Origin of the sequence: Pseudomonas sp. TWR2-1-1 (assembly GCF_049897045.1) — a bacterium.
In the GTDB taxonomy this organism is placed as follows: Bacteria; Pseudomonadota; Gammaproteobacteria; order Pseudomonadales; family Pseudomonadaceae; genus Aquipseudomonas; species Aquipseudomonas versuta.
On sequence record NZ_JAFCVM010000001.1, the window covers coordinates 863915 to 876183 of the forward strand.

11 protein-coding genes are annotated in these 12269 nt (G+C 59.7%); 9 read left to right on the top strand and 2 right to left on the bottom strand.

Translation table 11 applies throughout. The features are described 5' to 3' along the window. Positions 1-8: 8 nt before the first annotated feature. The 8 genes from araH to ACP7BO_RS04210 all read left to right on the top strand — a co-directional run bounded on the left by araH (position 9) and on the right by ACP7BO_RS04210 (position 7816). Positions 9-977 (top strand): L-arabinose ABC transporter permease AraH, encoded by a 969-nt coding sequence (araH, locus tag ACP7BO_RS04175; protein WP_060691122.1) that lies wholly within the window; start codon positions 9-11, stop codon positions 975-977. A 242-nt stretch (positions 978-1219) separates the two neighbouring features. Then, entirely contained in the window at positions 1220-1825 is a 606-nt protein-coding gene (locus ACP7BO_RS04180; protein WP_060691123.1) for a DUF4823 domain-containing protein, read from the top strand. Between the two features lie 15 nt (positions 1826-1840). Continuing rightward, the gene (locus ACP7BO_RS04185; RefSeq protein WP_073508809.1) at positions 1841-2407 is read left to right on the top strand and encodes a DUF1285 domain-containing protein; all 567 of its coding nucleotides are present in this window, start codon (positions 1841-1843) and stop codon (positions 2405-2407) included. Positions 2408-2652: 245 nt separating this feature from the next. Further along, positions 2653-3642: a 2-dehydro-3-deoxygalactonokinase gene (locus ACP7BO_RS04190; protein WP_397456034.1), complete on the top strand. Its 990-nt coding sequence runs from the start codon at positions 2653-2655 to the stop codon at positions 3640-3642. Position 3643: 1 nt separating this feature from the next. Continuing rightward, positions 3644-4273 (top strand): 2-dehydro-3-deoxy-6-phosphogalactonate aldolase, encoded by a 630-nt coding sequence (locus ACP7BO_RS04195; RefSeq protein WP_426208739.1) that lies wholly within the window; start codon positions 3644-3646, stop codon positions 4271-4273. 38 nt (positions 4274-4311) lie between these two features. After that, on the top strand, positions 4312-5460 hold the full coding sequence (gene dgoD, locus ACP7BO_RS04200; RefSeq protein WP_003442443.1) for a galactonate dehydratase: 1149 nt from the start codon (positions 4312-4314) through the stop codon (positions 5458-5460). Between the two features lie 156 nt (positions 5461-5616). Further along, positions 5617-6927 carry an MFS transporter gene (locus ACP7BO_RS04205; RefSeq protein ID WP_397456036.1) on the top strand — a complete coding sequence of 437 codons (1311 nt, stop codon included), beginning with the start codon at positions 5617-5619 and terminating at the stop codon, positions 6925-6927. 97 nt (positions 6928-7024) lie between these two features. After that, positions 7025-7816, top strand: coding sequence for an IclR family transcriptional regulator (locus ACP7BO_RS04210; RefSeq protein ID WP_397456037.1), 792 nt, complete (start codon positions 7025-7027; stop codon positions 7814-7816). 76 nt (positions 7817-7892) lie between these two features. Here ACP7BO_RS04210 and calA read toward each other — a convergent pair whose 3' ends face one another. Further along, positions 7893-8945, bottom strand: coding sequence for a vanillin reductase (gene calA, locus ACP7BO_RS04215; protein WP_426208741.1), 1053 nt, complete (start codon positions 8943-8945; stop codon positions 7893-7895). Between the two features lie 181 nt (positions 8946-9126). Between calA and ACP7BO_RS04220 the strand changes: the two genes are divergently transcribed. Next, positions 9127-10020, top strand: a complete 894-nt coding sequence (locus tag ACP7BO_RS04220; RefSeq protein ID WP_060691129.1) for an AraC family transcriptional regulator — start codon at positions 9127-9129, stop codon at positions 10018-10020. A 313-nt stretch (positions 10021-10333) separates the two neighbouring features. Here ACP7BO_RS04220 and ACP7BO_RS04225 read toward each other — a convergent pair whose 3' ends face one another. Continuing rightward, positions 10334-11998, bottom strand: a complete 1665-nt coding sequence (locus ACP7BO_RS04225) for an electron transfer flavoprotein-ubiquinone oxidoreductase (protein ID WP_397456039.1) — start codon at positions 11996-11998, stop codon at positions 10334-10336. Positions 11999-12269: the final 271 nt, after the last annotated feature.

Here is a 12269-nt window from a genome sequence, read left to right on the forward strand (position 1 = left end):
AGGTTTGTATGACAACCCAAGATTCGACACTGCCGACACCCCGCAAAAAACTCGACATGCGCCGCTTTCTCGACGACTGGGTCATGTTGCTGGCGGCGTTTGCGATTTTTCTGCTCTGCACCTTGCTGATCGACAACTTCCTGTCGCCGCTCAACATGCGTGGCCTGGGCCTGGCCATCTCCACCACCGGGATTGCTGCCTGCACCATGCTCTATTGCCTGGCGTCGGGGCATTTCGATCTGTCCGTAGGGTCGGTGATTGCCTGCTCCGGCGTGGTGGCGGCGGTGGTCATGCGCGACACCGACAGCGTTTTTCTGGGTGTCAGCGCGGCACTGGGCATGGGCCTGATTGTCGGCCTGATCAACGGCATCGTCATCGCCAAGCTGCGGGTCAATGCGCTGATCACCACCCTGGCAACCATGCAGATCGTGCGCGGGCTGGCGTATATCTTTGCCAATGGCAAGGCAGTAGGGGTGTCCCAGGAGGCGTTTTACGTCTTTGGTAACGGCCAGGTGTTTGGCGTACCGGTACCGATCCTGATCACCATCGTCTGCTTCCTGTTCTTTGGCTGGCTGCTCAACTACACCACCTATGGCCGCAACACCATGGCCATTGGTGGCAACCAGGAGGCGGCGCTGCTGGCAGGGGTCAATGTCGACCGTACCAAAATCATTATCTTCGCCGTACACGGGCTGATTGGCGCGCTGGCCGGGGTGATCCTGGCTTCGCGCATGACCTCGGGCCAGCCCATGATCGGGCAGGGCTTCGAGCTGACCGTGATCTCGGCCTGTGTGCTGGGCGGGGTATCGCTGAGCGGTGGGGTGGGGATGATCCGGCATGTGATCGCCGGGGTGTTGATTCTGGCGATTATTGAAAACGCGATGAACCTCAAGAACATCGACACCTTCTACCAGTACGTGATTCGCGGCTCGATCCTGTTGCTGGCGGTGGTGATCGACCGCTTGAAGCAGCGCTGATGAGGCCAAACCGTAGATAACCCGTAGCAGCTGCCGAAGGCTGCGTCCGAGGGCGCAGCCTTCGTAAAATCAGCCTGTGCGGTGTGTCAGGCAAGCTGCATGATCAGCCACTACGATCGCTTCGCAATCGGACGCAGCCTTCGGCAGCTGCTACGGATGTATGAGGCCCCTGCAAACTGGCGCGCAAACTGCATTACGCGACTATTCGCCGGTTTTCTGTCGCCGGCCCTCGGGAGAGCGCAATGCGTAGTCTGTTTGTGGTGCTGTCGGTTCTGGCGCTGGGTGGCTGTATGACGGTCAGCGACCTGGGGGAGGGCGCGCGCTATCAAATGAGCGATGCCGGTCTGCTCGATCACAGCAATACGCGACGCAGCAATTCGTTGCGCATCCAGCCGGACTCCTTTATCTACATAGCCCAGGGGGCATTTGCACCCGTGGGCGACCCTTATGTGCGACCCAATGTGGTGGCCGAAGAAGCCTATAACGGCTTTATCGAATACTTCCCTATGGTGCGCCGCGCCAAAGCGCCGCTGGGGCTTGACCAGGCCATGACCGAAGCCCGTGGCTTTGGTGCGCATTACTTGCTGTACACCCGCTTTGCACGGGCTGACGACCGTATCGGGAACAGCGATGAATGGCTGGATCAGGAAGAAATCAGCCGTTTGGGAATTGATAGCGGCGTCATCCAGGTGATGCTGATCGAGACCAGCACCCAGTACCTGATCGATACCGCGACCATTCGCAGTCGCGGCGGGTTGCTGACGTTCCATGACAACAAGCCGGCGGACCTCATCGGCCCGCCGCTCGCCAAGTACGCGCGCAGCTTGATAGGCTTGAGCGACCAATAAAACCAGGAGAGCAACATGAGTGAGCCGGTAGACGTCAGTAACCTGTTGGCGCAAATCCCCAAAGCCGACAAAGGCCTGCCACCTGTTCACCTCTGGAATACGGCATTCTGCGGCGATATCGACATGCGCATCGCCCGTGACGGCACCTGGTACTACATGGGTACGCCGATTGGCCGCAAGCCCATGGTCAAACTGTTCTCGACCATCATCCGCCGCGACGGCGATGATTATTTCCTGATCACCCCGGTGGAAAAGGTCGGGATCAAGGTTGATGACGCGCCATTTGTGGCGGTCACGCTAGAGGTTCTAGGGCAGGGCGAGCAGCAGGTACTGCGCTTCACCACCAATGTTGAGGAGCAGATCACGGCCGGCAGCGAACATCCGCTGCGCATAGTGATTGATCCCGATACCCAGGAGCCTGCGCCCTACCTGCTGGTGCGGCGCAATCTTGAAGCGCTGATCCACCGCAACGTGTTCTATCAACTGATCGAGCTGGCGGTTGCCCGGCCCATCGACGGCCAGAGCTGGCTGGGCGTATGGAGCAGCGGCGTGTTCTTCCCCATCGGCCCCGAGCCGGCCTGAATCCTGCCAGCACCCCGCTGACACTCTATGGGAGCCGGCTTGCCGGCGATTGCCTGTGCGCGGTGAACCAGACCTGCGCACTGTTTGCATCGCCGGCAAGCCGGCTCCCACAAGGATTTTACTCACATACAAATATCCCTATATGTGGGAGAGCAATTTATATATTGAGATTTTGCCGCGCCAAGGTTTATAGTCGCCTGCACTGATTCACAGCATTCACTGCTAAAAACAAAACAGGTGAAGCGATGCAGGCGCAATTGATCGCCCTCGATTGGGGGACAACTTCCCTTCGTGCTTATTTACTCGGATCCGCTGGCCAGGTGCTGAAAGTGCGCACGCTGGCCTGCGGGATCATGCAGTTGCCCGGCACTCCCCGGCTGGTTGCTGGCCAGTGGTGCGCCGACGGCTTTGAGCTGGCGTTCGACGATGCCTGCGGCGACTGGCTGGATGCCAACCCGGGTGTTCCGGTGATTGCCTGCGGCATGGTGGGCAGTGCCCAGGGCTGGTGCGAAGCGCCTTACCGGCAAACCCCGGCCAGCCTAGATGCTTTGAGCACGGCCTTGCAGACAGTCCGTAGCGTGCGTGGGGTCGACCTGCATATTGTGCCGGGTGTGATCCAGCGTTGCGCCTTGCCCAATGTGATGCGCGGCGAAGAAACCCAGGTGCTGGGGGTGCTGCAGAGTTTCCCTCAGCTCGATGATTGCTTGATCGGTTTGCCCGGCAGCCACTCCAAATGGGTGCAGGTGCAGGACGGCAATCTGGTGCACTTCGATACCTTCATGACCGGCGAGTTGTACGCGGCCGTCTGTGAACACACGATTCTGGGGCGCACCCAGCAGCGCTCCGCGCAGTTTGATCCCGCAGCCTTTGATCGCGGTGTGCAGGTGGCGCTCTCGTCCGACGGTCGGCTCGGGCCGCTGTCGACGCTGTTCAGTGCCCGCACGCTGGGACTGACCGGGCAGTTGAGTCCCACCCAGCAACCGGACTACGTGTCGGGCCTGTTGATTGGTCACGAGCTGTCAGCGTTGGGCGGCGCATTGCGTGAACGCCGAGCTGAAGCGCCGATGCCCGCGATCATCCTGATTGGCAATTCCCTACTGTGTGAACGCTACCAACGGGCACTGGCTGCCTGCGGGTTCGCAGATGTGCGCCTGGCAGAACAGGCCACCGAGCAAGGTTTATGGCACCTGGCCCAAGCTGCCGGGTTACTCCGACACATGCAACTGGAGGGCTGAGATGCTCAAGCAAGCACTGGCAAAAAACGGACTGATCGCCATTCTTCGTGGGCTGCGTCCACAAGAGGCGCAGGCCATCGGCAAGGTGCTGTACGACGCGGGTTTTCGTACCCTCGAAGTACCGCTTAATTCCCCCGAGCCGTACGAAAGCATCCGCATATTGCGCAATACGTTGCCCGCCGACTGCCTGGTCGGTGCCGGCACGGTACTGACTCCGGAGCAGGTCGAACTGGTCAAGGCTGCAGGCGGGCAGGTGATTGTGATGCCCCACAGCGACCCGAAAGTGTTACGTGCCGCCAAGGCGGCCGGCCTGTACCTGTCACCGGGGGTCGCGACACCGACCGAAGCCTTTGCTGCGCTGGCCGAAGGTGCCGATGTATTGAAGATGTTCCCGGCCGAGCAAATGGGCCCGGCTGTGGTCAAGGCCTGGCTGGCGATATTGCCTGCAGGAACCTTGCTGATCCCGGTCGGCGGGATTACCCCGGACAACATGCAGGTGTTTGTCGACGCCGGGGTGTCCGGTTTCGGGCTGGGTTCGGGGCTGTTCAAGCCCGGCATGAGTGCCGAGGACGTGGCGGTTACCGCCAAAGCGTATATGCAGGCCTGGAACGCCCGGCGCAAGGCTGACTGAAAGGCGCTCGCGCCCCATCGAACAAGAGAGACAACGCGATGAAAATTACCAAACTGACAACCTATCTGGTCCCGCCGCGCTGGCTGTTCCTGAAAATCGAAACCGACGAGGGCGTCACCGGCTGGGGCGAGCCCGTAGTCGAAGGCCGTGCCCACACCGTGGCGACTGCCGTGGATGAATTGTCGGATTACCTGATCGGCAAAGATCCGCGCAATATCGAAGATATCTGGACCGTGCTCTATCGCGGCGGTTTTTACCGTGGCGGCGCGGTGCACATGAGCGCACTGGCCGGTATCGACCAGGCGCTATGGGACATCAAGGGCAAGGCGCTGGGGGTGTCGGTCAGCGACCTGCTGGGCGGCCAGGTGCGGGACAAGATCCGGGTGTATTCGTGGATCGGCGGCGACCGTCCGGCCGATACGGCCAGGGCGGCCAAAGAAGCGGTCAGCCGCGGCTTTACTGCGATAAAGATGAACGGCACCGAAGAGCTGCAATTTGTCGACAGCTTTGAAAAGGTCGACCTGGCGCTGGCCAACGTGGCCGCAGTGCGTGACGCCGTGGGCCCCAACGTGGGAATCGGCGTGGACTTCCATGGCCGGGTGCACAAGCCAATGGCCAAAGTGCTGATGAAGGAACTGGACCCGTACAAACTGATGTTTATCGAAGAGCCGGTGCTCAGCGAAAACTACGAGGCCCTCAAAGAGCTGGCGCCGTTGACCAGCACCCCGATTGCCCTGGGCGAGCGGCTGTTCTCGCGCTGGGACTTCAAGCGCGTACTCAGTGAAGGCTACGTCGACATCATCCAGCCCGATGCCTCCCACGCCGGCGGCATTACTGAAACCCGTAAAATCGCCAACATGGCCGAAGCCTACGATGTAGCGCTGGCCTTGCATTGCCCGCTGGGGCCGATTGCGCTGGCTGCGTGCCTGCAACTGGATGCGGTTTGCTACAACGCGTTTATCCAGGAGCAAAGCCTGGGCATTCACTACAACGAAAGCAACGACCTGCTGGATTACGTCAAGGATCCGGCGGTGTTCGACTACGACAAAGGCTTCGTCAAAATCCCCAATGGGCCGGGCCTGGGTATCGAGATCAACGAAGAGTACGTGCGCGAGCGCGCGCTGGTTGGCCACCGCTGGCGCAACCCGATCTGGCGTCATGCCGATGGCAGCTTTGCCGAGTGGTGAGTCCCTGATCTGATGCAAGACCTGTGGGAGCCGGCTTGCCGGCGATGGGGTCAATGCGCTTCGGGTTGAGACGCATCGCTGGCAAGCCAGCTCCCACAGGGGTGTCGGACCCTGTATTTGAAACGACCTCAATAACCATAAAAAAGAGGCATGCCCATGTCATCTTCAAGCATCGTCGCGCCTGCGTCTTTGGTGACGCCGAGCCGCAAGCGTTTTTTTATCATGGTCCTGCTGTTTATCACGGTGGTGATCAACTACCTGGACCGCAGCAACCTGTCGATTGCAGCGCCGGCACTGACTACTGACCTGGGGCTTGACCCGGTTCATGTCGGACTGATTTTTTCGGCCTTCGGCTGGACCTATGCGGCCATGCAAATTCCCGGTGGCTGGCTGGTGGACCGCGTGCCGCCACGCATTCTGTACAGCGTGGCCCTGCTGCTGTGGTCAGTGGCCACGGTAATGCTCGGTTTCGCTGCCAGCTTCATCGCCCTGTTCGTGTTGCGCATGGCCGTTGGCGCCCTGGAAGCGCCGGCGTATCCGATCAACAGCCGGGTGGTGACCACCTGGTTCCCCGAGCGCGAACGTGCCACTGCCATTGGCTTCTACACCTCGGGGCAATTTGTCGGGCTGGCGTTCCTGACGCCGGTACTGGCCTGGCTGCAGCACCAGTGGGGTTGGCACATGGTGTTTGTCAGTACCGGTATTGTCGGGATTATCTGGGCCGTGATCTGGTATGCGGTGTACCGCGAGCCGCGGGATTTCAAGGGCGCCAATCAGGCAGAGATCGACCTGATCAGTGAGGGCGGCGCGCTGGTGGATATTCAGAGCCAGACCGCCAAGCGCAAAGCACCGTTCAGTTGGCTGGACCTGGGCATCGTGCTCAGCAAGCGCAAGCTGTGGGGTATTTATCTGGGGCAGTTTTGCCTGAACTCCACACTGTGGTTTTTCCTGACCTGGTTTCCTACCTACCTGGTGAAATATCGCGGCATGGACTTTATCAAGTCCGGCCTGCTGGCTTCGTTGCCGTTTCTGGCCGCATTCGTGGGCGTGCTGTGTTCGGGGTTCTTCTCCGACTGGCTGATTCGGCGCGGCTACTCGGTGGGCTTTGCCCGCAAGCTGCCGATCATTGGCGGGCTGCTGATCTCGACCTCGATCATCGGCGCCAACTTTGTCGACTCGACGCCGCTGGTGATTGCATTTCTGGCGCTGGCGTTTTTCGGTAACGGCCTGGCGTCGATTACCTGGTCGCTGGTTTCAACCCTGGCACCGGCCCGGCTGCTGGGGCTGACCGGCGGGGTGTTCAATTTCATCGGCAACCTGTCGGCGATCACCACCCCGATCGTGATCGGCTTTCTGGCCACCGGGGACTCGTTCGCCCCGGCCATCACCTACATCTCGGTGCTGGCGTTGCTGGGTGCGCTGTCCTACATCCTGCTGGTAGGCAAAGTGGAACGTATCGAGCTCTAGGGGTGGGGCCAGAGGCAAACCTCAACAGACCCTAGCCGTCAGTCGACCGGGCGACCATAATGCCGCCCGGTTCACCTCCTAAATGCAAAGGCTGGCTATGCAGGACGACTCCCCGAAAATCGCACCCACCGGCACTCAAACCCTACTTCGCGGACTGGCGGTGGTACACGCTGTGGCCAATGGCGCGCGCGACCTTAAAGACATCGCCCGGGCGATCGGCACTACGCGCAGCACGACCCATCGCCTGGCCAGTTGCCTGGTGGACGAGCGTTACCTGCGGGTCTTGCCGCAGGTGGGGTACTTGCTCGGGCCAAAGCTGATCGAGCTGGGGTTTCAGGCGCGAGAAGAGGTGCCGCTGGTGACGCTGGCCGGGCCGTATCTGGATGAGTTGTCGTTGTTGACCGGCGATACCATCCATTTGGCGGTGCGCGAAGGCGACGAGGTGCTGTACCTGCACAAAAACCCGGGGCGCAATGGCCCGGAGATGCGCTCTCGGGTAGGGCATCGCATGCCGCTGGCACGGACCGGGATCGGCAAGGCGATGTTGCTGGATGCGCCGCCGGGAGAGTGGCGACGGCTGTACGAAGCCAGCCATCCTGCCGATGGCAAGAACCCGTTGTGGCCGGAGCATCAGGAAGTGTCGTGGGAACAGTTTGAGCAGCGTATGCGCAGTTATGTGGCGGGTGGCTACGCGTTTGACCTGGAAGACAACGAACCTTCGATCCGTTGTGTGGCCGCACCGATACGCGATGCCAGCCGCAAAATCGTGGCTGCCATCAGTATCGCCAGCACCGTGCCGTACATGTCACTGGAGAAAATGACCGGCTTGATACCGGTCGTCACTCACGCAGCGCAGCAGATATCGGCTGAGCTGGGTGCCGCCAGCTAACGCGACCCCCACTGCAGGAGCTGGCTTGTCGGCATCGCTGGCAAGCCAGGCTCCTACAGAGCGAGGAGGGTGAGCTTTAGGCCTTCAGGGTTTTCATGTCGATTACAAAACGGTATTTCACGTCGCCTTTGACTACGCGTTCAAAGGCTTCGTTGATGTTTTTGATGTCGAGCATTTCGATGTCGCAGGTGATGCCGTGTTCGGCACTGAAGTCGAGCATTTCCTGGGTTTCGGCAATGCCGCCGATCAAGGAACCGGCCAGTACGCGACGCTTGAACACCAGGTTGAACGCATTCAGTGCAGGTTCTACCGGTTCGATCAGGCCGACCAGAATGTGTACGCCGTCAAAGCGCAGGGTTTCCAGGTACGGGTTCAGATCGTGCGGCACCGGAATGGTGTCCAGCAGGAAGTCGAAGCTGTCAGCTGCGGCTTTCATCTGCTGCGGGTCGGTAGACACGATCACGTGGTCGGCGCCCTGACGGTAGGCTTCTGCAGCCTTGGCTTCAGAGCGGGTGAACAGGGTGACTTCGGCGCCCATGGCTTTGGCGAACTTGATGCCCATGTGGCCCAGGCCGCCCATGCCCAGAATCCCGACTTTATCGCCCGCCTCAACACCGTAGTGCTGCAGCGGCGAGTAGGTGGTGATACCGGCGCACAACAGGGGAGCTGCGCTGGCCAGGTCGAGTTTTTCCGGGATACGTACCACGAAGTGCTCGCTGACCACGATGCTGTCGGAGTAACCGCCCATGGTGTTGCTGCCATCCACCCGGTCCGGGGTGCAGTAGGTCATGGTCGCGCCTTCAAGGCAGTATTGCTCCAGGTCTTCCTTGCACGCGGAACACTCGCGGCACGAATCGACCATGCAGCCCACGCCAACCAGATCGCCGACTTTGTGCTTGGTGACCTTGTCGCCGACAGCCGTAACCTTGCCGACGATTTCATGGCCCGGCATTACCGGGTAAACAGCAAAGCCCCACTCATTGCGAGCCTGGTGAATGTCGGAGTGACAAACGCCGCAGTACAGAATTTCGATGGCCACATCATCCGGTCGCGGATCGCGGCGGGTGAACTTCATGGGCGTCAGGGGAGCGGTAGATGTCTGTGTGGCATAACCGATGGCGTTGTACATGTGGGGAACCTCGAAAAGCGTTAACAGTGAACAGGGGGCAATTTTGCGCTTACAAATCTTGCAGGACTATGACGATTCCTCCGCCTGTCATGCCTATTCCTCCGGCGACGCGGATGAACTGTCGCTTTAATGACCAGTTCTGCGAAGATGCGGCTGTCTATTCCTCTTGTGAACTTACTTCATGTTTCTGACTCGTCACCGTGATGAGAATGCCGTGCTGGTGTCGCTTATCAAGCCTCTGGCTACTCAGCTGGGTTTTGTCCATACCTTGATGCCTGAAGTGAGGGTGGTCTCGGCGTGTAATACCGTGGCCCGGATGCCGCAGATCTATGAGCCTAGCCTAATGGTGATCGCCCAAGGCAGTAAGTTGGCCTATCTGGGGCAGCGCACCCTGGAATACGGTGCCGGACATTACCTGGTGCAAGCGCTTTCGGTGCCTTTTGAGTGCGAAACCTTCGCCTCTGAAGACATGCCATTGCTGGGGGTTGCGATCAGCATTGATCGTGCAGTGTTGGGCGAGCTGGTGCTGGCCATGGGGCTGGACCCTGAGCGCAGCGCGGTGGCACAGACACCGGAGTCCATGACCTCGGCAGTGCTGGATGACGAAATGCGCCAGGCCGTTGAACGCTTGTTGCGGTGTCTGCATGACCCGCTGGAGTGCCGGATCATGGGCCGGGCCCGTTTGCGCGAGGTGCTGTTTGCCGCCCTGCGCGGACCACAGGCGAGTGTGTTAAGGGCGTTGGTCGAGCAACAAGGGCAATTCGCGCGGGTAGCTGCTTCGTTGAGCCACTTGCACGAGCACTTTGCCGAACCGCTGAATGTCGAGACACTGGCCCGCTGCGCCAACATGAGTGCGTCGACCTTTCATGAGCATTTCAAGCGCAGTACCTTGCTGTCGCCGGTGCAGTACCTCAAGCGCCTGCGCCTGCTGCGCGCCCAGCAATTGTTGCTGAGCGAAGGGCTGGGGGTGGCGCAAGTGGCGGAGCGGGTGGGTTATCAAAGCACCTCGCAGTTCAGCCGCGAGTACAAACGCTACTTCGAGCGTAGCCCGGGCCATGAAGGCGCAGGCTGCTGACGCGCATCTGCATATTCTTCTGTAGGAGCGAGCTTGCTCGCGAGCTCTTCAGCGCTTTCAAAGCTCGCGAGCAAGCTCGCTCCTACAGGTTTGTGTCGGTTTTTTGATTTGTATGGTGGTGCAGTTGGTCGAGCGGGTATGAAGGTGTGGGGCGCTAAAGGCATCTGCATATTCCTCTGTAGGAGCGAGCTTGCTCGCGAGCTCTTCAGCGCCTTCAAAGCTCGCGAGCAAGCTCGCTCCTACGGGGCTTTTGTTATTTCGCACCGATTAAAAAAGGCTCCCGAGGGAGCCTTTTTAGTGGGCGCGAAACGACTTACATGTTCGGGTAAGTCGGGCCGCCGCCACCTTCCGGGGTGACCCAGGTGATGTTCTGCGACGGGTCTTTGATGTCGCAGGTTTTGCAGTGCACACAGTTTTGCGCGTTGATCTGGAACCGCTTCTCGCCGCTTTCCTGGGTGATCACTTCATACACGCCAGCCGGGCAGTAACGCTGGGCCGGCTCGTCGTAGAGCGGCAGGTTGACGTTGATCGGAATGCTCGCGTCGCGCAGCTTGAGGTGACACGGCTGCTCTTCTTCATGGTTGGTGCTGGAGATAAACACCGAGCTGAGCTTGTCGAAGCTGAGTTTGCCGTCCGGTTTCGGATAGCTGATCTGCTTGCAGTCTTTGGCCAGCTTCAGGCACGCATAGTCTGGCTTGGTGTCATGCAGGGTGAACGGCAGTTTGCCACCAAAGATGTTCTGATCGAGCCAGTTGAAACCGGCGCCCATGATCGGGCCGAACTTGTGCATCGCCGGGCCGAAGTTGCGGCTGGCGAACAGTTCGTCGAACAGCCAGCTGGCTTTGAAGGCTTCAACATAAGTGTTGAGCGTATCACCGCCCTCCGAGCCGCCAAGCAGCGCCTCAGCCACCGACTCGGCGGCGAGCATGCCGGACTTCATTGCCGTGTGGCTGCCTTTGATCTTGGCCACGTTCATGGTGCCCAGGTCGCAACCGATCAGTGCGCCACCGTTGAAAACCATTTTTGGCAGCGAGTTCAAACCGCCTTTGGCCAGTGCCCGCGCCCCGTAGCTGATGCGCTTGCCGCCCTCGAGGTATTGTTTGAGTACCGGGTGATGCTTGAGGCGCTGGAACTCATCAAATGGCGACAGGAAGGTGTTGCTGTAGGACAGATCGACGATCAGGCCGACAACCACCTGGTTGTTTTCCAGGTGGTACAGGAACGAACCGCCGGTATTTTCACTGCTGATGATGTCCAGCGGCCAGCCGGCAGTGTGAACCACCAGGCCCGGTTGGTGCTTGGCCGGGTCGATTTCCCAGATTTCCTTGAGGCCGATGCCGTAGTGCTGGCTATCGGCTTCGCTGTCGAGCTTGTAGCGTTCGATCAGTTGCTTGCCCAGATGGCCGCGGCAGCCTTCCGCGAACAAGGTGTACTTGCCGCGCAGTTCCATGCCGGGGGTGTACAGGCCTTCTTTCGGGGTGCCTTCACGGTCAACCCCCAGATCACCGGTGATGATCCCGCGAACCACGTTGTTTTCGTCGAACAGCACTTCCTGGGCGGCGAAGCCCGGGTAGATTTCTACACCCAGGTTCTCGGCCTGTTGCGCCAGCCAGCGGCACAGGTTGCCCAGCGAGATAATGTAGTTGCCTTCGTTGTGCATGGTTTTGGGCACAAACAGATCAGGCACCTTGGTTGCGGTGCTGTCGCTGCGCAGTACATAAATATCGTCGCGGGTAACGGGAGTGTTGAGAGGAGCGCCCAGTTCTTTCCAGTCCGGGAACAATTCGTTCAGGGCGCGGGGTTCGAACACGGCGCCGGACAGAATGTGAGCACCGACTTCGGAGCCTTTTTCAACCACGCAGACGCTTATTTCTTTACCGGCTTCGGCGGCCTTCTGCTTCAAACGGCAGGCGGCGGACAAACCGGCAGGGCCGGCGCCGACGATGACCACGTCGAATTCCATGTATTCGCGTTCCACAGGTTCTCTCCTACTCAAGGCTCAACGGTATTTTTCTAATTGGAGGTTTGGCACTTCATCCATTAATCCCTCAGCAGCAGCCTGAAGACGCAATGGATGACGCGCCGTTCTCTCTAGGGGCGGCATTATATCTACACCACTAGCAGCGTCCAATACAAACGTTTGTTTGAATCTGCTGCAGCCCAGACAAATCAAAGATGCACGGCTTAAAAGTGGCGGATTTGCTGTATTGACCGCAAAAGGCGTTCCGGTCAAGATACGGTCGGTTTTG